Origin of the sequence: Blastococcus deserti (genome assembly GCF_042682525.1) — a bacterium.
In the GTDB taxonomy this organism is placed as follows: domain Bacteria; phylum Actinomycetota; class Actinomycetes; order Mycobacteriales; family Geodermatophilaceae; genus Blastococcus_B; species Blastococcus_B deserti.
The window spans coordinates 129,602-154,776 of the sequence record NZ_JBHUHP010000014.1 but is presented as its reverse complement, the minus strand read 5'-3'; the positions used below and the strand labels follow the sequence as shown (position 1 = coordinate 154,776).

Sequence of the window (25,175 nt, the reverse complement as noted above, 5' to 3'; positions counted from 1 at the left end):
GGTGACGCCTCGGGATCAGCAGTGCAGCAGCGGCCACGCCGTCCCGATCACGACCGTGTGACGACCGCCCCCGTGCAGGGCCAGCCAGCGGCTGCGTTCCCGGTCGCGCCCCGCGACGGGCGCACCGGGCTCCTCGCCGTGCCAGCTGTGGTGGTCGCCGTCGCCCTCGTCGTGGGTGGCCTCCTGTCGGTGACCACCGTCCTGGGCCTGGTCCTCGCCGGTGCCGGGCTCGTCGTCCTCGTGTCGTTCCAGGCCACGCTGTGGCGCCGGCAGCGCCGCCTCACCGGCGACCTGCAGCGCAGCCAGTCCTCGTTCCGCACGCTGGTGAAGAGCAGCGTCGACCCGGTGGTCATCCTCGACGACCAGCTCCGGGTCACCTTCGCCTCGGAGTCGCTCGCGGAGCTGCTGGGCGTCGACCCCGCCTGCATGCTCGGGCAGCCGGCCGGCCGGCCCGTCCATCCCGCCGACCGCGACACCTTGTTCGCCGCCCTGGACGCAGGCGGGACCGACGCCACCGTCCGCACCGCGCGGGTCCGGCACGCCGACGGCCACTGGCGGCTCGTCCAGGCCACGATCCGCGACCTGCGCGCCGACCCCGACGTCGGCGCGCTCGTCCTGTACTGCCGTGACGTCACCTCCCGCGTGCCGGCGGCGGGCATCGACCTCGAGCTGCAGGAGCTGTCCCTCACCGACCCGGTCACCGGGCTGCCCAACCGCGGCGCCCTCGTCCGCCGCCTGGGCGCCGTCCAGCGCGAGGCCCGGACCCGGCCGTTCTCCCTCGCCCTCGTGCGGATCAGCGGACTGTCCTCCGAGGTCCTCGCCCCCGACACCGCCATCGCCGTCCTGCGAGCGCTGACCACCCGCCTCACGCGTGCCCTGCGCGGCGAGGACTGGCTGGCCCGCGGCAAGGACGGCGACTTCGTCGTGCTCGTCGACGGCAGCATCGCCGAGGCCGAGACCGTCGCCGCCCGCCTGGTCGAGGCCGTCGGCCCGGTGCCCGTCCCGGGCGGCTCCCTGCGCCTGTCCGCCGTCTCGGGGGTGACCGCGGTCCCCGCCGACGTCGACACCGGCGAGGCGCTGCGCCGGGGGGAGCTCGCTCTCCGCAGTGCGGCCGCCGCCGGCCCCGGCGCCGTGCACCGGTACGACGACGCCCTGCGCATCGAGCAGGACCGCCGCACGACGCTGCGCGCGGACCTCGACGGGGCGCTCGCCCGCGGCGAGCTGCGGCTGGTCTTCCAGCCGGTCGTCGACGTCGTCATGCACCGCACGGTCTCGGTCGAGGCGCTGCTGCGCTGGCGGCACCCGCTGTTCGGCGACGTCTCGCCCAGCGAGTTCGTGCCGCTTGCGGAGGAGTCCCCGCTCATCACCGAGGTCGGTCGCTGGGTCATGCACGAGGCCTGCGCCACGATCGCCGCGCTCCGGGACACCGACCTCGGCGTGGCGGTCAACGTCTCGGCCCGCCAGGTGCGCAGCGGCGAGCTCGTGCCCGACGTCATCAGCGCCCTGGAGACCACTGGCCTGCCCTCGTCGCGGCTCATCGTCGAGATCACCGAGTCGGTGCTGCTCGACGACTCGCACGTCATCGAGGACCTCACGGTGTTGCGGCAGCTCGGCGTCCGTGTGGCGGTCGACGACTTCGGCACCGGCTGGTCCTCGCTGGCCTACCTCGTCGGCATGCCCGTGGACGTGCTGAAGATGGACCAGTACTTCCTGGCCAACGTCGAGCACGACCCGGCCCGCCGCGCCATGTGCCGGGCGGTGCTGCAGCTGGGCTCCAGCCTCGGCCTGCCCGTCATCGTCGAGGGCGTCACCAACGAGGCCGTCCTCACCCTGCTCCGCGACATGGGGCACCGCTACCTGCAGGGGTACGTCTTCGCCCGCCCGCTCGAGGCCGCACAGCTGGCCGCCGGCGCCTGGGACGTGCGGACCGAGCGGTCGGAGGCGCTCCCGGTCCCGGCCGCGCCCCCGGCGTCCCGGCCATGACCGCGCTGCGCAGCATCCCGCGCAGTGTCCACTGAGCGTCCCGCTCGGGCTGGTCGGCCTGGCGCTGACCGTTCCGTTCAGGGCTCCCGACGGCACCGGCATGCAGTGGGACCAGCTCGTCCACGGTCGCCGCGCTGGGCGACGACCGGGTGGGTGCCGTGGTCGCCTCTCCCGCGGCTACCTCGCCTCAGAGGGGCTGGCCGGCCAGGTCGCCGCCGCTGGCCGGGTCCGCCCTGGCCCCCGCCTGGTTGACGCTGTCGTTCACCGAGGCGACCCAGCTGACACCGAGGAGACCCTGCTGACCGCCTCGACCGGCCTGGTGGCCGAGCTCGAAGCCGCCCGGCGCACCGGCGTGCGCCTCTGCCTGAACAACTTCGGGATGGGCCCCAGCCTCTACGCCCCGCTCGCCGTATCCAGCTGACATGGTGCGGGTCGACCTCGGCACCCTGACCGCGCCCGACGACGCCGACATCGCCCTGCAGGTGTTGGCCTCCATCGTGCGGACCGCGGCCGGCTTCGGCCTCACCGTCATCGCCGGCGGGATCGCCACCCCGGCGCAGCGCACGGCCGTTCTCGATGCCGGCGCGCAGCTGGTGCACGAGCGCACGCACCCCGACGGACTCGGCCTGGACGAGATCGCCGAGCTGCTCGCCGTCCTCCCTCGGCCCCGACGGGCGGCGGAACACGACCGCCCCCGCCTCCTCGACGGCGCTCCGGCTCAGCCACCCGGCGGTAGTGTCGTGGCGATGACATCGGACGACCGGAACGCCGCCGTGCGGTTGCTGTTCGTCTGCACCGGCAACCTGTGCCGCTCCGCCGCCGCCGACCGGCTGCTCACCGACTGGGCCAGAGCCGCCCCCGGCCGCTCCGTCGCCGTCCGCAGTGCCGGAACGCTGGCCCGGCCGGGGCGGGCCATCCACCCGAGCACCGCGCGGGCGCTGCGCGCCCACGGCGTCTCGGGCGCCGGCTTCGAGTCCAGCCGGCTGTCCGAGGAGTACATCCACTGGGCCGATCTGGTGCTCACGATGACCGCCGAGCACCGGGACGACGCCGTGGCCGTCAGCCCGCGCGCCCTGCACAAGTGCTTCACCCTGCTGGAGGCCGCTGCGCTGGCGAGTGCCCTGACCCAGCAGCGGGCGCAGCTGCCCGCCGGGCGGCGCGGGGCAGCGGTCGCCGCGGCCCTGCGGGACACCCGCATGCAGTTCGCCCGGGCGAAGGGGTCCGAGTTCGACGTGGTCGACCCCATCGACGGGCCCGACGAGCTGCACGGCCGGGTGGTCGACCAGATCGCCGGGGCGCTGGCAGCCCTCCTCCCCCTGCTGGAGGGCGCGGACCACGGCGAACCCACCGTCCGGATGCCGCGCCTGCCACCGGTGCCGCACCCCTCCTGGCCCCCGGCCGTGGACGTTCGTCCGCGCCGGTCCGCGCAGGCCTAGTTCGGGACGGCGGGCAGCGTGTCCAGGCCGAACTCCGCGGCGTGGGCCTGCAGCGAATCGCTGCGGAGGTAGCTCCAGAGCAGCTCGGCGCGAGCCGGGTCCAAGTACACGACGCTCTGCGCTCCCTCGGTCCCCGTGCCCGCCACCGGCGCGGTAAGGAAGGTGAGCGCGTCGGGCCGCAGTCCCCGCAAGTCGTAGGCCAGGCCCAGCAGCGCCGGGGAAGTCAGGGTCTCGTCCACGGTCATGGCGTCCGTCAGCGCCATGAGGAAGCCGTCGAGCGCGCCCATGTCGCTCAGGACGGCCTGCTGCGACAGCGCCGTGAACACGGACCGCAGGTACTGCTGCTGGCGCTTGACGCGGTCGAAGTCGCCGCCAGGCAGGCCGTGCCGCTGCCGCACGTACTGCAGCGCCTGCTGCCCGTCGAGGTGGTTCGGGCCGGCGCTGTACGTGTAGGGGCCGCTCGTGGTCGTCTCGGCCACCGCGACGTCGACGCCGCCGAGCGCGTCGGTCATCTGCACGAAGCCGGCGAAGTCGATCGCCGCGTAGTGGTCGATGCGGGCGCCGGTCAGCGTCTCGACGGTGTCGATCAGCAGGCTGGGCCCGCCATGGGCGTACGCGGCGTTCAGCTTGGCCGGACCGACGCCCGGGATCGACACCCAGGAATCCCGGGGCAGGCTGACGACCTGCGCGTTGCTGCGGTCTCCGGTGACGCGCACCAGCATCATCACGTCGGACCGACCGTCCGGCAGCGCCCCGTCCGGCACGTCGGCGCGGGTGTCGGAGCCGACCACCAGCATGGTCAGCGGTGCCTTCCCAGCCGGGGCAGGAGGGGGCGCAGGCGGGCGGCGGGACTCGTCCAGTCCCTCGAAGGCGCTGACCCGCTCGAGGTTGCCCGCGTAGCGGTCGGTCAGGTACCACCCGGCGGCCAGCCCGAGGGGTACGAGGACGGCCAGGGTCAGGCCCAGCCCGATCAGAGCCCGGTGCAGCCGCCGTCGCCGCGGGGCCGGACGCGCGCCGGCGTGGTCCCCTGCATCGGTACGACGGCGACCACCGACCTGCTGCTGCCCGTATCCGGACACGGTTTCTCCACTCTGTGCTCTGCCACGACGACGACGGTGCGATGCCTGGGGACGGCGCGGGCTACCCGACCCCGACCGGCTCGCGGGCAGCCCGGGTGGCGGCCCGGAAGCGCTCGCGGCGGCGGAGAAAGGGCTGCTCGATCCACCGGTACGAGAGGGCAGCCACGGTGAAGGACAGCGCGACCTCGAGAACCTGCTTGGGCCGCGTGTAGGGCACCAGGCCGGTCGCGGAGACCAGGAGGATGACCGGGTAGTGCCAGAGGTAGAGCCCGTACGAGCGCGCCCCGGTCCACCGCAGCCACGGCGCGCCGAGCAGTGGCGCGACCCGGCCCCCGTCGGAGAGGTACGCCGCCCCGACCAGGACGGCCGAGGCGACGGCGATACCGGCCAGGGCCAGCCGGTAGGCCGGTTCGGCGTCCTCGAACGGCAGGGTGACCACGATCGCCGCGAGGAAGAGCGCGGCCGGCAACGCCAGCCGGGTCAGCGCCGCGCGCAGCACCGGGAGGCTTCCCCGATGCCCGGCGGCCGTGACGACCACGGCCAGGGCGCACCCGAGCAGCAGGTGGTCGGCCTGCGTGTCCGTCCCGTTGTACACACGGCTGAGCGCCTCCTCGTCCACGCCGTCGACGGACAGCCGGGCGACCATGGCCGCGCAGCAGCCGGCGACGGCCACGGCCGCGACCGGCCACAGCCGCCCGGTGAGGCGCAGGACGAGCAGCAGCACGACCGGCCACACCAGGTAGAACTGCTCCTCGACCGCCAGCGACCAGGTGTGGTCGAGCATGCCCAGTGATCCGCTGCCCTGGAAGGCGCGGACCCAGTTGCCCGCCTGCACCAGCACCATGGGCAGGCCCTGGAGGGTCTCCGGGGCGCGCTCCATGGTCGGCCAGATCAGCGCCAGACCCGCGCACGCGGCGACCATGGCGGCCCAGGCGGGTAGCAGGCGCAGCGCCCGGCGGGCGTAGAAGCGCCGCAGCGTCCCCTGCGCGCCGGTGCCGACGTCCTGGAGGAGCAGCAGGGTGATCAGGAAGCCCGAGAGCGAGAAGAACAGCAGCACCCCGACCTGACCGCCCGGCAGCGCGGCCAGCCCGATGTGCATGCCGATGACCAGGAGGACGGCGACCCCGCGGAGTCCGTCGAGGGCGGGGACGTGCCCGCTGGAGCGCGGAGTCGCGTCCACGTGGGCGGGGGCGGCCGGCGCCGCACCCACGGCCATCAGAGTCGCTCGACCGCGCCGCCGGTGAGCACGCCGCGGGTGTCGAAGACCGGGATGCCGTCAAGCACGCCGTCGAGGTACTCGCCGTGCGCCTGCAGGAGGACGACGGCGTCCGCGGCCTGCGCCGCCTCCAGGAGATCGGGCTCGGCCTTGATGACCCGGGCCGGCTCGCCGTGCGCGGCCGCGTTCCAGTCGCTGACGTGCGGATCGTGGAAGCGGACGTCGGCACCCATGGCCAGCAGCTTCGCGGCCACCGGCACCGCCGGGGACTCGCGCTCGTCGGCGATGTCGGCCTTGTAGGTGACGCCGAGCAGAAGCACGGTCGACCCGCGGACGGCCTTGCCTTCGTCGTTGAGCCGGTCCTGGATCCGCCGCGCCACGTAACCGGGCATGCTGGCGTTGATCTCCTGCGCCAGCTCGACGAACCGGAACGGGTACCGCAGGCGCGCCTGGACGGTGTGCGACAGGTAGTTGGGATCGATCGGGATGCAGTGGCCGCCGACGCCGGGGCCCGGGTAGAAGGCCTGGAAACCGAACGGCTTGGTGCCGGCGCACTCGATGACGTTCCACAGGTCGATGCCGAGCTCGTGCGAGAACCGGGCCATCTCGTTCACCAGCGCGATGTTGATGTGCCGATAGGTGTTCTCCAGCAGCTTGGCCATCTCGGCCTCGCGCGTCCCCTTGGCCGGCACGACGGTGTCGATGAACCCGCCGTAGAACTCCACCGCCCGCCGCGTGCACTCGGCGGTCACCCCACCGACGACCTTCGGCGTGTTCCGGATGCCGAAGCGCGCGTTGCCGGGGTCGACGCGCTCGGGCGAGAACGCCAGGTTGAGGTCGGACCCGACCTTCAGCCCGCCGCCCTCGAGGAGCGGCTGGAAGAACTCCTCCGTCGTCCCGGGGTAGGTGGTCGACTCGAGGACGACGAGCGTGCCGGGCCGCAGCCGGTCGGCCAGCAGACCGCCGACGGCGGCCACCGCGCCGAGGTCGGGCGCGCCGTCCCCCGACAGCGGGGTCGGCACGCAGACCACGACCACGTCGGCGCGCCGGATGCAGTCGGCGTCGGTGGTGGGGGTGAATCGCTCCAGGATCGCCGTGGCCGTGGCGTCGTCTACGTCGTCGACGTGCGACCGGCCGGCGGCCAGCCCGGCCACCACGGCCTCGTCGCGGTCGAGCCCGAGGACGTCGTGCCCGACGCGGACCATCTCGACGACGAGCGGCAGGCCCACGTACCCCAGGCCGACGACGGCGACGGTGCTCATCGCGGCATCCCCGTGCGGAACCAGGAGACGGTCCGCTCGAGGCCCACCGACAGGTCGGTCGGCACGACGTCGGGGAAGAGGGTGCGCAGCGCGGTGTTGTCGGCCTGCGAGTGCGGCACGTCGCCGGCCCGTGGTGGGCCGTGGGTCACCACGGCCGGGCGGCCGGTGACCTGCTGGATCTCGCCGATCAGCTCGAGCAGGGTCGTCCGGCACCCGAACGCCAGGTTGACCGGCTCCGGGGAGACGACCCGGCGAGCCACGGCGTCCAGCAGGATGTCGCAGACGGTGCCGACGTAGGTGAAGTCGCGGGACTGCTCGCCCGTGCCGTTGACCGTGAGCGGCCGGCCGGAGAGCACCGCGTCGACGAAGGCGGGGATGACGGCCGCGTAGGCGTGACCCGCTGCCTGGCCCGGCCCGTACACGTTGAAGAACCGGAAGGGCAGCGTGTCCAGGCCGAAGGAGGACTGGTAGGCCAGGAGGTACTGCTCGGTCGCCAGCTTGCTCACCGCGTACGGGCTCAAGGGGCGCACCCACTCGCGCTCGTGCTTGGGCAGGGCCGGGTTGGCGCCGTAGACCGAACTCGACGAGGCGGCGACCACGTAGGACACCCCGTTCACCCGGCAGCCCTCGAGCAGCATGAGCGTGCCGGTCGCGTTCGCCGCGTGCGAGGCCACCGGATCGGCGATCGAGCGGGGCACGCTGGGGATCGCCCCCAGGTGCACGACCGCGTCGACGTCGCGCAGCGCGCGGTCCAGGGTGTCGGGCTCGAGCAGGGATCCCTTCACGACCTCGACGTCCAGGCCCTGCAGGTTGCGGCGGGAGCCGGTCGAGAAGTCGTCCAGGACGCGCACCGACTGCACCCCGTCGCCGGCGACCGCGGCCGCCGCCAGGTTGGAGCCGATGAAGCCCGCGCCACCCGTGATCAGCAAGCGCGTCATGTGACCCCCCTCACCGGCTGCCGGAGCACAGCCTGAAACTGACCGCGACTGTATGCCGCAGTCTCGTTCCTCAGGGTGACGGCTGCGCAGGATGGGGTGAGTGGGACTGACCGGTTCTGATGGGCCCCGATTCCACCTACTGTGTGCGGTCGTGTGCGGCATCGTCGGAGTGGCCGGTGCCGGTGCGACCGGTGACCGGGCTGGCGTTCGTGAGCTGATCCGCGGGGCGGCCGCGGCGATCGCGCACCGCGGGCCGGACAGGGCCGGCGAGTGGGCAGCGCCGGACGCCCCCGTGGCGTTCGCCCATCGCCGGCTGGCCGTCATCGACCTCACCGACGCGGCGGCCCAGCCGATGGTCGCCCCCTCCCGGCGCGCCGTCGTCACCTTCAACGGCGAGATCTACAACTTCCGCGAGCTGCGCACGGCGCTCGAGGGTCGCGGCCACTCCTTCCGCACGAGCTCCGACACCGAGGTGCTGCTGACCGGCTGCCAGGAGTGGGGGGTCGCGGGCCTGGCGCGCCGCGCGGTGGGGATGTTCGCCTTCGCCTACGCCGACCTCGACGCTGGCCTGCTCTGGCTGGCGCGGGACCGCTTCGGCGAGAAGCCGCTCTACTGGTACTGCGCGGACGGCACGCTTGGCTTCGCCAGCGAGCTGAAGGCCCTGGTGGGGCTGCCCGGCTTCCCGCGCGACCTCGACCCGGCGGGTGTCGCCGACGTCGTCGCCCGTGGGTGCGTCTCACAGCAGCGGACGATCTACACGGGGGTGCACCAGGTGCAGCCCGGCCAGGTGCTGGGCTTCCCCCTGTCCGGGACCGTCGCCGCCGCGGACGCCGCACCGGTCGTCTACTGGGACGCCGAGTCCGAGGCCCGCGAGGCCCTCGCCAATCCCTTCCGGGGCACCCTGCCCGAGGCAGTGGAGGCCCTGCGCGCGGAGCTCGGCCGCAGCGTGGGCCGCTGCACGGTGAGCGACGTGCCGGTGGGCGCGTTCCTGTCCGGTGGGGTCGACTCCTCGCTGGTGACGGCGACCTTGCAGGCGCAGGCGAATGCGTCGGTGAAGTCCTTCACGATCGGGTTCGAGGACACCCGCCTCGACGAGGCGCGCTACGCGGCGGAGGTGGCCCTCGCCCTCGGCACCCAGCACACCAGCTGGACCCTGGGCACCGCGGACGTGCTCGCCGTCGTGCCGACCCTCGCCACCATGTACGACGAACCCTTCGGCGACTCCTCGCAGGTCGCGACCCATCTCGTCGCCCGGCTCGCCCGGGACCAGGTCACCGTCGCCCTCTCCGGTGACGGCGGCGACGAGCTGTTCGGCGGCTACAACCGGCACACCCTCGTGCCGCACCTGACCCGGCGGCTGAGCCGGATCCCGCGCCCGGCCCGCACGCTCGCGGCCCGAGCCCTCCAGCGGCCTCGCCCGGACTGGTGGGACGGATTGCGCCGCCCCGGCGCGCGCCGCGACCCCACCGGATCGCTCGGCGCGCGGGTGCAGAAGGTTGCCGGCGTGCTCGACTTCCGCGACCCCGACGACCTCTACGGCCGGCTGACCACGACCGCTCCGCACCGGACGCTGCGGAGCGCTCCGAGCGGGGTCCCGCCGCTCACCCGCGACGTCCCCCTGACCGCCGCGATCATGCTGGCCGACGTGCGGGGCTACCTGCGCGACGACATCCTCGTGAAGGTCGACCGCGCGGCGATGGCGACGTCGCTGGAGACCCGGCTGCCGCTGCTCGACCCGGCCGTCTACCGGCTGGCCTGGTCGCTCCCGCAGCAGTACAAGGTCGACGGCTCCCGCGGCAAGGTGATCCTGCGGTCGCTGCTGTCGGAGTACCTGAACCCGGCCCTGTTCGAGCGGCCCAAGATGGGTTTCGCCATGCCCGTCGCGGAGTGGTTGCGGGGGCCGCTACGGACGTGGGCCGCCGACCTGCTCGCCCCGCAGGCGCTGATCCGCCACGGGCTGGTCGACGCACCCGCCGTGCAGACGCTCTGGACCGAGCACCTCGAGGGGCGGGCCGATCACGGTCACGCCCTGTGGAACGTGCTCATGCTGCACGCCTGGGTGAGCCGCTGGCGGTGACGCTCCGCGTTTCGGCCTCCGGACCGCTCCCGGCGCGCCACCGGGCGTAGAGGTGCAGCACCCCCAGCGCGACCAGCAGGACCAGCGTCATGGTGGACGTCATGCGGTTGGCGAAGACGGCCATGCCGGTGAGCCCGATGATGAGGCCCCCCGTCAGGAGCCCTCCCGGGGACAGGACGGCCCGGCGGGTGAAGGAGCCGCAGACGAGACCCACCAGCAGGGACCCGGCGAAGGCACCGACGATGCGGAAGTCGCGGTACCAGGGCTCGAGCCAGGTGAAGACGTTGGTGGGCGCCGGCACCCGGATGTGCGCGGCGATCTCGTCCCACTGCGGCGCCCCGGGGATGACGTCGAACGGAGCGCTGAGCGTGGCCGCGCCCCACGTCTGCGGGTTGTAGTCGCCGTAGTAGGTGGCGCTGTGGCCCTCGTGGGGCCAGGCGTCGTTCCGTGACTCGACCAGCATCCCGAACGCCGGGATGCCCCCGCCCGCGTAGTGGAGGACGCCGGTGAGGCTGCTGTCGCGCATCTCCGGGCTGACCGAGTAGCGGACGGCCGGATTCGTCGTCCCGGTCTTCCCCAGCATCATCGCGATCCCCTGGAAGACCACGAGGCCGACCAGCAGGACGCCCAGGACGTGCCGCACGCGAAAGCGCACACCCAGGTCCATCGCGCCGCCGGCGGCCAGAGCGAGCAGGTAGATCCCGAGGGCCCAAACGAGGGTCTGGAAGATGTTGCTCCGCTGCAGCGTCGCAGCCTGCGCGACGATCAGCCAAGCCATCACCCCGTAGCGGAGGAGCGTCGGCACCGAAGCCAGACCCCGCACCAGGCCGGGGAACAGGGTGAGCACGAAACACAGCGGTGCCAGGTAGAACAACGCCTTGCCGTAGACCGGGAAGGCCTCCATGTAGGGGATCTGGCTGTTGCCACGGATGGAGATCGGGTCGGAGATCAGCGTGGAGAGGCCGAAGAGCTGGGCGATCGTCCAGAGGTAGAGGGCAAAGCCGATGTTGAACAGCACGAAGAGCGCCCAGTAGGCGGGCAGGCCGATGAAGGCGATGGACGCTCCGGCCCCCTCCCCCGCGGCGGCCGCGCCCGGGTCGTGCCTGCGCTTGCGGGCGACCACCACCCACGCGCCGAAGTTGAAGGCGACGATGGAACCGGTGATCACCGTCCAGGCGGTCAGCGACAGCGCCACGTAGTTCATGAGACCGCTGCCCACGATCAGCAGGCCGCAAGCCCACGCGGCGTTGTGCGCCACCACCGCCAGGGCCAGCCGGCGGTGGGCCAGCCAGGTCGTGGCGGTCCCCGCGACGAGGACGGTGCCCAGGATCAGGGCGTACAGGTCGGACATCTATCGCTCGTCCCCCGGGTGCTTGTGCACAGGTGAGGTACCGCCCCCGGCGGGGGCCGACCACGGCAGATCCGGGAAGAGGATCTGCCAGAAGACCGGCGCCCAGGCGCCGTAGCTGTACTTGTCCGCGACGGCGGCACGGCCCCGCCGCCCCAGCTCGGCGCGAGCGACCGGCGTCAGGCCGAGGACGTCCTCCACCCGCTCGCACCACTGCTCGAGCCCCTCCGCGGGGAAGCCGCCGAGGTCCTGGAGCACGGTGCGGTTCACGCCGACGGGCGACCCGACGACGGGCACGCCCGCCGCGCCGTACTGCAGCAGCTTGTAGGCGCATTTGCCGCGGGTGAACTCGTCGTCGACCAGAGGCGCGAGCGCGACGTCGGCGCGCGACAGCTGCGCCCGCACCGCGGCCGGGGACCAGTCGACTCGGCGGACGACGTGGTCCATGCCGGGGAACGGCCGGTTCCCGCGGCTCACGACGGTCACCACCGCGCCGTGCGTCTCGTGCAGGCGGGCCAGGGCCGGCGCCAGGTGCGCGAGGTACTGCTCGGTCGCGGGCGAGCCGACCCACACCAGGTTCGGCCGGCCGTCGATGTCGTAGCGGTCCTTGGCAACGTAGTCGCCGGGTTCGACGCAACTGGGCACGACGACGACCGCGTCGTTGTGCTCGCGCGCGGCCTCGGCCAGCGTCGCATTGCCGGCCACCACGACGTCAGCCGCCGCGACGGCGCGGGACCAGGCGCGGGGCTTGCCGAAGATCCGGTGCACGCCGCCCCGCCGGTCGGCGTACAGGGCGTCGTCGAAGTCGTAGACACCCCGGCGGGCCGCCCGCAGCAGCCCGACCTCCAGCGCTCCGGTGGTCAGCGGCGTCGCCGTCCGGGACAGCAGCAGCGTGGCCGCGGGCAGCCGCCCGCCCAGACGGCGGAGGCCGAACTCCGCTCGCAGGGTCGCACCGGGGCGCGAGACGATGCGCCGGAACGACGCGTCGGCCGCGCCGAGGTAGTCGTGGTTGGTCGAGGGCACGCCCAGGTGGCGCAGCCAGTCGTACACCCGGACGCGGCTGCTGGGACCGGCATAGCCGTACGCCGACACGGTGATCAGCGTTGGCGTCGGGTCATGCACGGGTCGCCACCGCTTCCCGCCGGGCGCCGACCGCACGGTGCTGCAGCCCGCGCAGCCGCCGACGGGAGACGACCGCCATCGCCGAGTAGACGGCGATCATCCCGAAAGCCGCGCCGGTCGCGCCGAAGGCCGCGATGACCGGCACGAGGACCACGACGACCAGCACCGACCCGGTGAGGGCACCGAGGGTTCCGGCGCTGAGCTCGCGCAGCCCCTGGCAGGCTGCCGAATCGTACTGGTGGAGGGCGTACGGGATCGCCGCGAGGGACAGCACCGCGACCAGCGATGCTCCCTCGCGGTAGTCCGCGCCCAGGAGCAGCGGGAAAACCACCGTGCCGAGCGATCCGGTCACCAGCGCGAGGACGGCCGAGAAGGCCACGAAGCGCTTCCAGCTGCGCTCCCAGGCCTCCAGCGAGCCGCTCGCCGCCACCCCGCGGGTGAGCACGCCGGTGAAGGCGGCCGGGATGAACCAGGCGAGGGCCGCCAGCGACGACGCGGCGCTGTACACGCCGACCGCGGCGCTGGAGCCCACCGCCCCCAGGACCAGCCGGTCACCGTGGATGACGAAGGACTGCCCCAGGGAGGTGACAAGACCCGGCAGGCTGAACGCCACGAGGGTGCGTCCGTGACCGACCAGGGCCCGCCACGAACAACCCAGCCGCATCCGCCCGGACCCGCGCTGGCCGGCCGCGAGCTGCCCTGCCACGGTCAGCGCCAGGCAGCCGCTGGCGATGGCCAGGGCCGTGGCGACGGTCAAGCGGCCGGCGTAGGCGACCGCCGCCGTCAGGAGCAGCTGGATCGCCGCCGCTCCGACGTCCAGACCGATCCCCTGCCGGTGCCGGCCCCGGCCGTGCAGGCCTTCGCGGAGGAGCGAGGCGGTCAGGGCGAGTGCCGAGTAGAGGACGAACAGGACCTGGGTCGCCGGATCCGGGTCCGTCAGGGCGCCCAGAACGGGCAGCCCGACGACGAGGGCGACCAGTGCGTGCGGCCCGGCCATGGTCCCGGCCAGGGCGACGTAGCGGGGCCAGGTCCACCAGGTCGATGCCTCGGCGAGCACCACCCGCGCGCCCGTCCCGACCCCCAGGCCGCTGACGAGGAGGAGCAGCGTCGCGACCGTGGTGGCCAGCACCAGCGAGCCCCGGTCGGAGGGACCCAGCCAGCGCGCGCTGAGCACCGCGACCAGCATTTGCAGGCCCGCCTGCGCGGCCGACCAGGCCGGCAGCTGGAAGCGCCGGGCGGAGCGCACGAGCGCCGGGCTGACGTTCAACACGGCGTTCCGGCGACCCGGACGGCGGCGTCAACACACCTGCAGGTACGCTCGGCGCCATTCCTGCAAGGGGCGCTCCGCCACTCCTGGGACAGGAGGGGCTCACGATTCTCGTGTGACCGGTGGTTTCCCTGTGACGGGAGTTCTCGACCTGTCCGGGTGCAATCCGGGAAATGTCGCAACGGAACTCCGAAACAGGGGGAAGACGTTTGACCGAGCGTACCGGACGCGTTCTGCACGTGGCAGCCGTGGACTTCACGGCCGCGAAGCTGCTGGCGCCGCAGCTGGACCACCTGACCGCGCAGGGGTACGACGTCCACGTCGCCTGCGGGCGCACGTCGGAGGCGCACTGGGCTCGGCTGGCGTCGTTCACGGCGCACGACGTCGCCTTCCCGCGGTCCCCGTCGCCCGGGCGGATGGTGGCTGCCACGCGCGAACTCGTGGACCTCGTCCGTCACGTGCGTCCCGCCCTGGTCCACTTGCACACCCCTGCGGCGGCCCTGCCGGTGCGGCTGGTCCCGAGATCGGTGTGGCCGATCAACACCAGGATCGCGTACACCGTGCACGGTTTCCCTCATCACTGGCCGCCGCGGGGCCGCCGCGAGAAAATGGTGCAGAAGCTCGAGCAAAGGCTCGCCAAGCGCACCGACCTCATGCTCTTCCAGAGCGCGGAGGATCTCGCCGAGGCCTCCGCCCGCGCATACGGCGACCCCCTCGTGCTCCTCGGCAACGGAGTGCAGGACGAATGGTTCGGAATTCCGGCGACCGAACGCCATGAGAATGGTCCCCTGCGATTGGTCTTCGTCGGTCGACTCGTCAGGGAGAAGGGCATCCTCGACCTCCTCGAGGCGATCCGGGACGTCGAGGGCGTGCACCTGGACCTCCTTGGCGACGCCCTTCCCTCCGACCGGGACGGGGTCGCCGACGAGGTGCGCCGCATCGCCGCGGAACTCGGGCCGGGAGCCGTCACGGTGCACGGCATGGTCGACTCAGCGGGCGTCCGCGCCGCGCTCGCGCGGGCCCACGGGCTCTGCCTGCCCAGCTACCGGGAGGGCGTCCCGCGGAGCGTCATCGAGGCCCTCGCGGCCGGGCGTCCGGTCGTGGTCTCCGACATCCGCGGCAGTCGGGAGCTGGTCGAGCACGGGGAGAACGGACTGCTGTACCCGGCCGGTGACGTGCCGCGGCTCCGGCAGGCCGTCCTGACCCTGCGCGACCTTCCGCCCCAGGACTTCCAGCGCATGGCGGCGGCCGCGCGACGCGGCGCCGATCCGGCCCGACGGGAGACGGCGGTGTACGACCGGCTGGTGCAGGCCTACCAGTCGCTGGGCATCCGGCCCTGACGGCGATCGACGCCCCGAACGCGCGGACGCCGTCCGAGCGACCTCCCGCTCAGCAGGTGCCCGGCGGCGCGCCGCCCGCCGCCGGGCCGACCTCCCGGTCCGCGGCGGGCCGGCGGACGGCGAGCACGCGGGGCAGGGCCGCGTAGCCGGCGAGCACCACGCCCTGGCCGGTGGCGCACAGCACCGCCATGTCGACGCGGTTGGCGACCGCGCCGCCCCAACCGGCAGCCGTGACCACCAGCGTGCAGCAACCGACCAGGACGCCCGTCGGGAAGTGGCCGAGCAGCCTCGTACTGGTCAGCCGCTGGTACACGTGCTCGCGGTGCGGCCGGGTGACGTCCTCACCCGCGCGGATCCGCCGCACCAGGGTCAGACCGACGTCCAGCAGGTAGACCGACAGGACCGAGAGCACGGGCCACGGAGGAACTCCGGCCATCACCGCACCGGCCGCGCAGGTCGAGACGAACCCTCCCAGGGTGTAGCTGCCGGCGTCGCCCAGGAAGAAGGTGGTCCGGCCCAGTCCGTTCCACGGGAGGAACGCAGCGAAGGCACCGGCGCCGACCAGACCGGTCACGACCAGCCAGCCCTGGTCCTCGAGCGCGCCCACGACCGCCAGGCCGGACCCGGCGACCGCGCCGTGCACGGCCGAGATGCTGTTGATGCCGTCCATGAAGTTGGCGACGTTGACGTACACGGCCACCAGCAGGGCTGCCGGCAGCCACCACCACCACGCGGACAGCGCGGCCGCCAGCGCGCCGGCCGCGAGCACCGCTAGGCCGCCCTGCCAGCGCAGCCGCGTCCCGACCCCGAGCCCCCGGCGGTCCTCGACGAAGCCGAGGACGGCGAAGGCAGCCACCGCGAGAGCCACCGCCCTCAAGGCCGCGCCGTCCGGGCCGGCGGCGCCCGCGCTCACGCCGATCAGGACGAGGACCACCGTGGTGGCCACCGCGACGCCGGCGCCCCGCAGCACCGGCCGGTCGTGTGAGGACCGCGCGGTGGGGATGTCGTAGAGGTCCAGCCGCCGCAGCAGCCGGGGGGTTAGCGCGAGCAGCCCCGTCGCCAGCACGATGCTGAGCAGCACACCGGCGCCGACGGCCGTGCTCGTCATCCGCTCGCCGCCGGGAGCATGCCCGACGAGGGGCTCTCCTCCAGGGCCTCGGCACCGACCGGCGTCGCCCACGGCTTGTCGTCGGCCCGGCGGCCGAGCGCAGCGAGCGTCCACTCGTCCAGCGCCGGGACGGCGACGTGCGTGATGAGCGGGTGCACCGCGCGGCGACCGGTCTCCTGCGCGCCCGTGAGATCCTCGTGCAGCTTCTCGCCCGGCCGCAGACCGGTGTACTCGATCTCGACCGGCCGGTCGCACAGGGCCACCAGGTGGCGGGCGACGTCGGCGATGCGCACCGGCTCCCCCATGTCGAGCACGAGCGCCTCGCCTCCGGATCCGATGGCGCCGGCCTGGATCACCAGCTGCACCGCCTCTGGAATGGTCATGAAGTACCGGGTCACGTCCGGGTGGGTGACCGTCACCGGACCGCCCCGCGCAATCTGGGCGGCAAAGGTGGTCAGCACCGATCCGCGGCTGGCCAGCACGTTGCCGAAGCGGACCGACAGGAAGCGGCCCTCGTTCAGGGCGGCGTAGGTGGCCGTCAGCCGCTCGGCCGTCCGCTTCGTGCGGCCCAGCACGCTGACCGGGTCGGCGGCCTTGTCGGTGGAGACGTTGATGAAGTGGGTGACCTGGGCGGCCGTCGCGGCCGTCAGCACGTTCCGCGTGCCGAGCACGTTGGTCTTCCAGGCCTCTTCCGGGTACTGCTCGAGCATCGACAGGTGCTTGAGCGCCGCGGCGTGGAAGACCACCTCCGGAGCCCGCTCGGCGAAGACGCGCATCAGGGTCTCCGAGTCACGGATGTCGGCGAGGACCACTTCCGGCGAGTCCAGCCGCGCCTCACCGTGCAGGCTGAGCTGCAGACCGTGCAGGGCCGACTCGTCCCGGTCGAGCATGATCAGCTCCGCGGGGGCGTACCGGGAGATCTGTCGGCACAGCTCCGAGCCGATGGATCCACCGGCGCCCGTGACGAGCACCTTCCGGCCGGCGAGGTACCCGGCGATGGCGTCGATGTTGGTGTCGATCTGGCGGCGACCCAGCAGGTCGCTCACGTCGATGTCCCGGACGTCCCGGATACCGACGTTGCAGCCGAGAAGCTCTCCCAGGCGAGGCAGGATCTTGACGGTGAGGCCGGCGTCGACGGCCAGGCCGGAGAGCTCCCGGACCAGCGCGGCCTCTGCGAGCGGCAGCGCGATGACGAGCTCCTCGGCGCGGGAGCTCGCCGCCGCCGCGGCGATGTCCCCGCGACCGCCCAGCATCCGCACTCCGCCGATCCGCACGTGCCGCTTGGTCGGGTCGTCGTCCAGCAGGCCGACGGGCAGGTAGCGGCCGTCGGGGTCACCGAGCATCGAGCGGACCAGCTGGTGCCCGGCGTTGCCGGCACCGAAGACCAGCGTCCGCCGGCCGGTCTGGGGGCGCGCCGCCCGCTCGCGGAGCGAGCGCACGGCCAACCGGACGGCGAGCATCCAGACGAAGCCGACGGTCAGTCCGGTCACCGGGATCGACAGCGGCAGGAACCGGCGCAGCTCCCCGACCGTGTTGGCGGCCAGGAGCACCGAGGCTGAGGCCGCGACCGCGAGCGCCATCGCCGTCACCTCGCCCGCGCTGCCCACCGGGTGCCGGCCCTGGTGCACCCGAAGCGCGGTGGAGACGGTCAGGTAGGTGAGCACGGCGATACCGGCTGCGCTGGCCATGCCGGAGAGGTCGATCAGCTCGACCTCTCCCTCGTAACGGGCCACCGTCACCGCCGGCAGAGCGACGGCGAGCAGAGCGGCGTCGATCACGGGCAGGCCCCAGCGGCGCATCCTCCAGCGCCAGGACACCGGTGCGGCCACTTGCCGCTGCATCGTCCGCCTTCCCTGATTGCTCATCGGATCCACGTTCGTAGTGGTCAGCGCCGCCCGGGCACCGGCGGCAGCGGGCCGGCCGCGGCACGCCCCCGCGAGGCGGCGAGACCTTCCGGTGCCGGCCGGCGCTCGCGCGTGGCTGCCGGGCGCGCGGCCGGCAGGTCGGCTAGCGGCCGGGCGAGCGCGGCGTCAGCGGTCGTCTCACGTCCGCGGTCGGCCTCGTAGCTGTAGGCGTAGCCGTAGCCCCGGTTGGCGGCGGCGGACTGCGGAACCCGGTTGAGTACGACGCCGAGCAGCTTGCCGTCGACCCGCTCGAGGGCCGCGGACGCCTCGGCCAGCTCTTCGCGACGCGTCTTGCCGTAGCGGACGGAGAGCAGGCAGCCGTCGGCGTGGGCCGTCAGCACTGCGGCGTCGGTCACCGGCAGCAGCGGCGGGGCGTCGATGAGGACGAAGTCGTTGGTCTGCCGCAGGTGCTCCAGCAGCGTGCGCATGTTCGAGGAACCGAGCATCTCGCTGGGGTTGGGCGGCATCGGACCCGCGGCGAGCACGGACAGCCGGCCGTCGCCCCAGGGCTGAGCCACCTCGTACAGGGATGCCGTTCCTCCCAGGACGTTGCTCAGCCCGGCGCCGCTGATCAGACCCATGTACCGGGTGATCCGCGGCCGGCGGAGGTCGGCCTCGAGGAGCGTCACGCGGCTGCCCGACTGCGCGAGCACGGTGGCCAGGTTCACCGCGAGGGTCGACTTGCCCTCCCCCGGGATGGCGCTGGAGATGACGATGACCCGGGGCGGGTGGTCCACGTTGAGGAACTGCAGGTTGGTGCGGATGGCCCGGTAGGCCTCGGCGACCGGCGAGTGCGAGTCGAGTTCGGTGACCAGGTGCTCCTCGGCCAGCCGCGAGTCCTCCAGCACGGTGCCGATCACCCCGACGCCCGTCAGCTCCGTCACCTGTACCGGCGCCTTCACCGTGTTGTCCAGCCGGCCCCGGACGAGGGCCAGGCCGACACCCAGCATGAGTCCGAGCATGATGCCGAGCGCGAGGTTGCGGGCCAGGTCGGGGCTGACGGGGGCGTCCCGGTAGTCCGCCGGCTGCACGATGGTGACCTTCACCGTGGAGTCTTCCGCGCCGGCGGGCGTCTCGAGCTGGGTCACCTGGGCGGCGAACTGCCGGCCGAGGGAGGTCGCGATGTCCTGCGCCCGGCGCGCCGAGGTGTCGGTGACCGTGACCGTGAGGATGACGGTGTCGGGGACCGGGGACGCCGTGACCTTGCCCGCCACCTCCTCCGGCGTGAGCGGGAGACCGAGCTCCTCGACCACCTCGGCGGCGATCTGCACCCCGGACAGCAGCTCGGCGTACGAGGTCACCCGCTGCTGGGAGAAGAGGTTGCCCTGGTAGGCCGAGGAGGTGTCGGTCGTCGACGACGTCGAGACGAACAGCTTCGTCGTCGACGAGTACTGCGGCGTGCTGGTCCAGGTCAGCGCACCCGCACCCGCCGTACCGAAGAGCACGGCCAGCAGCACCAGCCACCAACCGGAACGCAGTGACTGCAGCAGGTCCTTCAGGTCCACGCATCCCCCGTCGCCCGACCAGGAGGCGTCACCGTCCTGGCACCCAGCCGACGAGACGACGTCGACTTCTTCCTGCAACGTAGTGCGTCGATACTCCGAGGGTCACAATGTGAGTGCGCAGAGTTACCGGACGATACGGATGTGACTGGTGGGGATGAGCCCGGAGGGACACGGCCCCGGGCTGCGCCGGCGACCGCGGAGGATTCGGTTCCATGGATGCCGTGCGGATCCTGTTCGTGTGTACCGGCAACATCTGCCGCTCTCCCATGGCCGAACGACTGACCCGGGCCCATCTGGACGAGGTGCTCGGTGCCCGGGCGTCGACCGTCAGCGTGACCAGCGCCGGCACGCACGCTGTCGTGGGCGGCGAGATGGAGCCCTCCTCGGCGGCCGTCCTGGCCGGCCTCGGTGGGGACCCGCGGGGGTTCCGGGCACGGCAGCTCACGGCCGGCATGGCCGAATCGGCCGACCTGGTCCTCACCATGACGCGCAACCACCGCCGGTCGGTGCTCAAGCTGGCGCCGCGGACGATGTTCCGGACCTACACGCTGCGCGAGGCGGCCGACCTCCTCCAGGACGTCGACGTGGACCGCCTGCCCGGGATGGAGGGGACGGACGGTCAGCCTCCCGCGCTGGTGCGCGCCCTCGGTCAGCAGCGCGGCACGCGGCGCCGCGGTGATCGCGAGCAGGACGACGTCTTCGACCCGATCGGCCACCGGGAGTCGGTGCACCAGGACGTCGGCGAGATGATCGTCGAGGCGCTCTACCCCCTGCTCGACGCGCTGTGCGCGGAGCGGGCACCGGTCGCCGCGCCCCAGGACGACGACACCCAGTGGATCGTGCCGACCCGTTTCCGGGTGGCGTAGCGCCACGGACCGACGGCACGCCCGCCCACAGCCCGTCGCTGCGCGGGTGCTCGCTCAGCCGGCCGTGCCGGTGGCGGGGGTGACTGCCTTCTGCAGGACCGGGGCCAGGAGGTCGGCCAGGTAGACGTGACCGCCGTCAGTCGGTGAGATCCCGTCGGATGCGATCAGCTCGGGCCGCTGGGCGAACCAGCCGTCGGCGAGCGGATCGACGAACGTCGCCCCTCCCGCTTCCGCGGCGGCGCGCACGGCATCGCGCACGGCCAGGGCCGCGGCGGGAACGTCGGCGTCGCTCCACGCCGGCCCGACGACGACCAGCGTGGTGCCGGGAGCTCCCTGGCGGATCGCCGCGATGGCCTGCGCGGCGTTGCTCTGCACCAGGGCGAGGTCCTCGTCTGCGTCGTTGCGGCTGCCGAACAGCACAGTGACCGTCGCGTCGCCCGCGGGGCTCCGCTCCACGAGGTCGAGGTAGATCTCACCGCTGACCCCCACCGAGGCGTACCCGGCACGGGGGACCGCGGTCAGCACGAGTTCCGCGCCGATCCGCTGCGCCACCAGGGCCGGCCAGCCGGCCGAGTCGAGTCCGCCCAGCTCGTTGCCGACCGCGTACCCATCGCCGTAGACGTGCAGGGTGACCGGCGCCTGCGGGGTGCTCGCGGCCGGCGGCTCCTCGCCATCCTCGGCGTCGGACGGCTCCGCCGCGTCCGTGATCGAGGTGGCGGCGCGCGGGGTGTACGTGTCGGCGGGCGTCGGCCGGACCGTCATGACCGTCAGGACGGCCACGTTGCCCAGGACGAGCAGGACCAGCGCCAGGATTCCCCACACCGGCGGCCGTTCCAGCCGCAGTCCTCGCATCGGTCGATCGTAACCGGTCGCGTCCGGAGCGTAACGAGATCGACCCGCCGGTGTCCGCCCGGGGACGGGCATCGGGGTGTCCCCCCATTTCCGGCGGCGGGGTCCCCCAGAGGGACGCAAACTGCTTGGGAACTGTCTCCGCCCGCGCGAATACTGGGCGCGTGGCGAGCCCGGACCTGCACTTCCTGGGCCACTCGACCGTCCGCGTCGGGCTGGCCGGGCGCACGGTGCTCACCGATCCCCTGCTCGCCGCCACGGTCGGCCTGCTCCGCCGCGTCGTGCCCCTGCCCGATCCCGCCACGTGGGCCGGCGCGGACCTCGTCCTGATCAGCCACCTGCACGGCGACCACCTGCACCTCCCCTCGCTGCGCTCGCTCGGCCGGCGGATCCGGGTCCTCGTGCCCCGCGGGGCCGGCGAGTGGCTGCGCGGGCGCGGATTCCCCCGCGTCGACGAGCTGTCGGCCGGCGAGGGGATCCGGGACGGCGACCTGCGCGTCACCGCCGTCCGGGCCGAGCACAGCGGCCACCGGTGGGGTCCCCGCTCCACCCACGGGCCCGACACCGAGGCGATCGGCTTCCTACTGGAGGGCGACGGCACCACCGTGTACGTCAGCGGCGACACCGGGCTCTACGACGGGATGCGGGTGCTGGGCGACCGCGGCGTCGACATCGCCCTCCTGCCGGTGTGGGGCTGGGGCCCCACCCTCGGCCCCGGCCACCTCGACCCGGTCACCGCCGCCGACGCCGCCGCGCTGATCCGGCCGCGGATCGCCGTCCCGGTGCACTGGGGCACGCTCGCCCTCGCCGGGATGACGGCGGTCCCCTCGCCGTGGCGGGCCCGGATGCGGCGCCTGCTGACCGACCCGCCGCACGCCTTCGCCACCGAGGTCGCCGCGCGGGGGCTGCCGACCCGCGTCGTCGTGACCCCACCGGGCTCGGCGGTCGACCTCTCGCTCCCGGCGGCGGCATGAACCTCGACCTGCTCACCGCGCCCTGGAGCACCGGCTCGCACGTCGGCTATCCCGTGCTGTTCGGGCTGGTGCTCCTGGGCTCCGTCGTGCCCGTGGTGCCGACCGGCCTGGTCGTCGGCGCCGCGGCCGCCTTCGCGATGGCCGGCGGAACCCTCGGCCTGCCGCTGGTGCTGGCGATCGCCACGCTGGCCGCGCTCTGCGGCGACCTGATCACCTTCGCGGTCTGCCGGTTCGGCGGTCCGGCGGCGGTCCGGTGGGTCACCCGGGGGCAGCACCAGGAGCGGATCGACGAGGTGCGCGAGCAGTTCCGCGCGCACGGCTGGCAGATCATCGTCGCGGGGCGGCTGCTGCCCGCCGGGCGGATCCCCGTCCTCGTCGCCGCGGGCGCCCTGGCCTACCCGTGGCGGCGGCTGGTGCCGGCGTCCCTGGCCGCGGCCTTTCTGTGGGCGCTGGCCTATGCGCTGCTCGGCGTGCTCAGCGGCGGCATCTTCGACTCCCCGCTGGTGGCCATGCTGGTCGCCACCGTGCTGGTGCTCGCCGTCGGCGGGGTCCTGAACCTCGTCGGCGCCCGGCGCCGACGCCCACCGGCCCCGGTGGAGCCCGAGCCCGAGCGCTGCGAGTCCGCGTGACCGCATCTCCTGCCCGCGGCCGGCTCCTGCGCAGCGGCCGCACGCTCGCCCGCGTGGTCGTCACCTGGGCCGCGGTCACCGTCGCCCTGGCCGCGCTCAGCGAGCGGGTGACCGGCTTCGAGCTGCCGTCGTGGTGGCACGCCCCCGTCCTGGCCCTCCTCCTCGGGCTGCTCACCGCCGTGGCGTGGCCGCTGGTCATGCGGGCGGTGCTGCCGCTCGCCTTCTTCACCCTCGGCCTGGGCAGCTTCCTGCTCTTCGCGGCCGCGGTGCTCGCCGTCTCCTTCGCCGTTCCGGGCGTGGTCATCGCCGACCTGCGGGTGGCGGTGCTCGTGGCGCTGACCATGGCCGCGGTCTCCGGCGTGGTCAGCAGCCTGCTCGCCGTCGACGAGGACGAGATCTTCTTCCGGCGGGCCCGGCGCCGCGCGGCGCGGTCCCCCGGCTCCGCCGAGCGCCCTCCCGGCGTGCTGTTCCTGCAGATCGACGCCCTGGCCCACGACACCGCGCGCCGTGCCGTTCGCGACGGCTGGATGCCCCACCTGGCGTCGTGGCTCCGATCGGGCAGCCACACGCTGACCTCCTGGCACACCGACTGGAGCTCCCAGACCGGGGCGGCGGTCTGCGGGATCCTGCACGGCTCCACCCACGACATCCTCGGTTTCCGCTGGTACGAGAAGGACCGCGACCACATCACCCGCGTCTCGCATCCGGTCGACGCCGCCGAGGTCGAGCGCCGGCACTCCGACGGGCGCGGTCTGCTCGCGCCGGACGGCGCGAGCCGCGGCAACCTGTTCACCGGCGACGCCGCCCACGTCAGCCTCACCATGAGCTCGCTGGCCCACGTCGTCCCCGCCCGCGCCCGCCGCACCCGGCGCACCCGCGAGCGCGTCGGCTCGGGCTACTACGCCTACTTCGCCAACCCGGTGAACGCGCTGCGGACGATCGGCGTCTCGTTGGTGGACGTGCTCCGCGAGCTGACTGCCTCAGCGCGGGAACGGCGGGACGACGTGCGGCCGCGGGTCAGCCGCGGCGGCATCTACCCGCTGGCCCGGCCCGGGACCACGGTCATCTCCCGCGACGTCGTCGTGTTCGCGCTGCTCGAGGACATGCTCGCCGGCCGCCCCGTGGCGTACGCCGACTTCCTCGGCTACGACGAGGCGGCGCACCACGCCGGGCTGGAGCGCGCCGACAGCCTCGCCGTGCTCCGGAGCATCGACCAGCAGCTGGGCCGGCTGCACCGGGCCAGCGCCGTGGCCCCGCGCGAGTACCACCTCGTCGTCCTCTCCGACCACGGCCAGACGCAGGGCTGGGCGTTCGCCGACCGGTTCGGGGAGTCGATCGAGGAGCTCGTCGGCCGGCTCTGCGGCTCGGGGGCCGTTCCCCGGAAGCGGCAGAACACCGGTACCAAGGACAGCCGCCGTCCGGTGGAGAGCTGGCAGGTGGGCGCGGCGCTGGCCGAGGGCGCGGGCCCGATCGCCCGGCGGCTGCGCGAGCGGGTGGAGCGGGCCGAGGCGGTCCGTCACGAGCACGACTTCGAGCGCGGCACGACGGGCGAGGTGCCGCGGGTGGCGCCGGGCGTGGTCTGCGTCGTGTCCGGCCACCAGGCGATGGTGTCCTTCCCCGACCTGCCGGGCCGGGTCTCCCTGGAGGAGATCGAGCGGCACTGGCCCGACCTGCTGCCCGGGCTGGTCGACCACGACGGCGTCGGGTTCCTGCTCGTGCACTCCGAGGAGTTCGGCCCGGTGGTGCTCGGCCGCGAGGGGCTGCACCGGCTGGCGTCCGGCGTCGTCGTCGGCACCGACCCGCTGCTCCCCTACGGTGAGCACGCCGCCGGCCTGGTCGCCCGGGTCTCGTCGTTCCGGCACTGCGCGGACGTGGTGATCAACAGCCGGTACGACCCCGACACCGACGAGGCGTCACCGTTCGAGCCGCACGTCGGCTCGCACGGCGGTCTCGGTGGCGCCCAGCAGCGCGCCGTCCTGGTGCATCCCCGTGCGTGGGCGCCACCCGGCGAGATCGTCGGCGCGGAGCACCTGCACCGGGTGCTGCGCGGCTGGCTCACCGACCTCGGTCACCCGGAACCCACCGGTGAGGGCGCCGCGGTCGGCGAGGACAGCCCGACGGCGCTCGGCGCGGCTTCCGCGCGCCCGGCGGCGGTGGTGGACGCCTGACCTCCTGGCGTCCTCAGGCCCGGCCGGGGAGCTCCCCGGTGGTGACCAGCTGGTCGGCGACATCACAGCCGCCTCCGGGTGACGAACCCGTGAACACCCGGGTG

General features: G+C 73.7%; 19 protein-coding genes. 8 read left to right on the top strand and 11 right to left on the bottom strand.

The window, feature by feature from the left end; all coding sequences use genetic code 11:
- Positions 1-57: 57 nt before the first annotated feature.
- Both ACFSHS_RS14470 and ACFSHS_RS14465 read left to right on the top strand, forming a co-directional pair.
- Entirely contained in the window at positions 58-1,983 is a 1,926-nt protein-coding gene (locus ACFSHS_RS14470) for a putative bifunctional diguanylate cyclase/phosphodiesterase (RefSeq protein WP_376877339.1), read from the top strand.
- 422 nt (positions 1,984-2,405) lie between these two features.
- Positions 2,406-3,419 carry an arsenate reductase/protein-tyrosine-phosphatase family protein gene (locus tag ACFSHS_RS14465; protein WP_376877336.1) on the top strand — a complete coding sequence of 338 codons (1,014 nt, stop codon included), beginning with the start codon at positions 2,406-2,408 and terminating at the stop codon, positions 3,417-3,419.
- Here the strand turns inward: ACFSHS_RS14465 and ACFSHS_RS14460 are convergent.
- From ACFSHS_RS14460 to ACFSHS_RS14445, 4 genes are all read right to left on the bottom strand, one after another.
- Positions 3,416-4,498 carry an LCP family protein gene (locus ACFSHS_RS14460; RefSeq protein ID WP_376877333.1) on the bottom strand — a complete coding sequence of 361 codons (1,083 nt, stop codon included), beginning with the start codon at positions 4,496-4,498 and terminating at the stop codon, positions 3,416-3,418. The two genes, ACFSHS_RS14465 and ACFSHS_RS14460, sit on opposite strands and share 4 nt — an antisense overlap.
- A 61-nt stretch (positions 4,499-4,559) precedes the next feature.
- Complete coding sequence (locus ACFSHS_RS14455; protein WP_376877330.1) at positions 4,560-5,708, bottom strand: acyltransferase family protein; 1,149 nt, start codon at positions 5,706-5,708, stop codon at positions 4,560-4,562.
- 5 nt (positions 5,709-5,713) lie between these two features.
- The gene (locus ACFSHS_RS14450; RefSeq protein WP_376877327.1) at positions 5,714-6,976 is read right to left on the bottom strand and encodes a nucleotide sugar dehydrogenase; all 1,263 of its coding nucleotides are present in this window, start codon (positions 6,974-6,976) and stop codon (positions 5,714-5,716) included.
- Positions 6,973-7,914 carry an NAD-dependent epimerase/dehydratase family protein gene (locus tag ACFSHS_RS14445; RefSeq protein WP_376877324.1) on the bottom strand — a complete coding sequence of 314 codons (942 nt, stop codon included), beginning with the start codon at positions 7,912-7,914 and terminating at the stop codon, positions 6,973-6,975. Before ACFSHS_RS14445 ends, ACFSHS_RS14450 begins: the two co-directional genes overlap by 4 nt.
- Positions 7,915-8,065: 151 nt before the next feature.
- Here ACFSHS_RS14445 and asnB point away from each other — a divergent pair, with 151 nt between their 5' ends.
- Positions 8,066-9,991: an asparagine synthase (glutamine-hydrolyzing) gene (gene asnB, locus ACFSHS_RS14440; protein ID WP_376877321.1), complete on the top strand. Its 1,926-nt coding sequence runs from the start codon at positions 8,066-8,068 to the stop codon at positions 9,989-9,991.
- Here asnB and ACFSHS_RS14435 read toward each other — a convergent pair.
- Genes ACFSHS_RS14435 through ACFSHS_RS14425 form a run of 3 tightly spaced genes read right to left on the bottom strand, consistent with a single transcriptional unit; the run spans position 9,957 to position 13,731 of the window.
- Entirely contained in the window at positions 9,957-11,342 is a 1,386-nt protein-coding gene (locus ACFSHS_RS14435; RefSeq protein WP_376877318.1) for an O-antigen polymerase, read from the bottom strand. The two genes, asnB and ACFSHS_RS14435, sit on opposite strands and share 35 nt — an antisense overlap.
- Positions 11,343-12,461, bottom strand: coding sequence for a glycosyltransferase (locus tag ACFSHS_RS14430; protein WP_376877315.1), 1,119 nt, complete (start codon positions 12,459-12,461; stop codon positions 11,343-11,345).
- Positions 12,454-13,731 carry a lipopolysaccharide biosynthesis protein gene (locus ACFSHS_RS14425; RefSeq protein WP_376877312.1) on the bottom strand — a complete coding sequence of 426 codons (1,278 nt, stop codon included), beginning with the start codon at positions 13,729-13,731 and terminating at the stop codon, positions 12,454-12,456. The genes ACFSHS_RS14430 and ACFSHS_RS14425 overlap by 8 nt, the downstream gene beginning before the upstream one ends.
- Positions 13,732-13,976: 245 nt before the next feature.
- Between ACFSHS_RS14425 and ACFSHS_RS14420 the strand changes: the two genes are divergently transcribed.
- Complete coding sequence (locus ACFSHS_RS14420) at positions 13,977-15,068, top strand: glycosyltransferase (RefSeq protein ID WP_376877309.1); 1,092 nt, start codon at positions 13,977-13,979, stop codon at positions 15,066-15,068.
- 49 nt (positions 15,069-15,117) lie between these two features.
- Here the strand turns inward: ACFSHS_RS14420 and ACFSHS_RS14415 are convergent, their stop codons facing one another.
- From ACFSHS_RS14415 to ACFSHS_RS14405, 3 genes are read right to left on the bottom strand one after another with little or no spacing between them, the layout of a single operon-like run.
- Positions 15,118-16,176, bottom strand: a complete 1,059-nt coding sequence (locus tag ACFSHS_RS14415; protein WP_376877306.1) for an MraY family glycosyltransferase — start codon at positions 16,174-16,176, stop codon at positions 15,118-15,120.
- Positions 16,173-18,041: a polysaccharide biosynthesis protein gene (locus ACFSHS_RS14410; RefSeq protein WP_376877303.1), complete on the bottom strand. Its 1,869-nt coding sequence runs from the start codon at positions 18,039-18,041 to the stop codon at positions 16,173-16,175. The genes ACFSHS_RS14415 and ACFSHS_RS14410 overlap by 4 nt, the downstream gene beginning before the upstream one ends.
- Before the next feature lie 20 nt (positions 18,042-18,061).
- Positions 18,062-19,585, bottom strand: coding sequence for a tyrosine-protein kinase domain-containing protein (locus ACFSHS_RS14405; protein WP_376877300.1), 1,524 nt, complete (start codon positions 19,583-19,585; stop codon positions 18,062-18,064).
- A gap of 212 nt (positions 19,586-19,797) precedes the next feature.
- On the opposite strand from ACFSHS_RS14405, the gene ACFSHS_RS14400 reads away from it, so the two are divergent.
- On the top strand, positions 19,798-20,451 hold the full coding sequence (locus ACFSHS_RS14400; RefSeq protein WP_376877297.1) for an arsenate reductase/protein-tyrosine-phosphatase family protein: 654 nt from the start codon (positions 19,798-19,800) through the stop codon (positions 20,449-20,451).
- A gap of 54 nt (positions 20,452-20,505) precedes the next feature.
- On the opposite strand, the gene ACFSHS_RS14395 is transcribed toward ACFSHS_RS14400, so the two are convergent.
- On the bottom strand, positions 20,506-21,303 hold the full coding sequence (locus tag ACFSHS_RS14395) for an SGNH/GDSL hydrolase family protein (RefSeq protein WP_376877294.1): 798 nt from the start codon (positions 21,301-21,303) through the stop codon (positions 20,506-20,508).
- A 161-nt stretch (positions 21,304-21,464) separates the two neighbouring features.
- On the opposite strand from ACFSHS_RS14395, the gene ACFSHS_RS14390 reads away from it, so the two are divergent.
- The 3 genes from ACFSHS_RS14390 to ACFSHS_RS14380 are packed head-to-tail and all read left to right on the top strand — an operon-like array spanning position 21,465 to position 25,071.
- Positions 21,465-22,274: an MBL fold metallo-hydrolase gene (locus ACFSHS_RS14390; RefSeq protein ID WP_376877291.1), complete on the top strand. Its 810-nt coding sequence runs from the start codon at positions 21,465-21,467 to the stop codon at positions 22,272-22,274.
- Positions 22,271-22,903 carry a DedA family protein gene (locus ACFSHS_RS14385; protein WP_376877288.1) on the top strand — a complete coding sequence of 211 codons (633 nt, stop codon included), beginning with the start codon at positions 22,271-22,273 and terminating at the stop codon, positions 22,901-22,903. Before ACFSHS_RS14390 ends, ACFSHS_RS14385 begins: the two co-directional genes overlap by 4 nt.
- Positions 22,900-25,071 carry a phage holin family protein gene (locus ACFSHS_RS14380; protein WP_376877285.1) on the top strand — a complete coding sequence of 724 codons (2,172 nt, stop codon included), beginning with the start codon at positions 22,900-22,902 and terminating at the stop codon, positions 25,069-25,071. Before ACFSHS_RS14385 ends, ACFSHS_RS14380 begins: the two co-directional genes overlap by 4 nt.
- Positions 25,072-25,175: the final 104 nt, after the last annotated feature.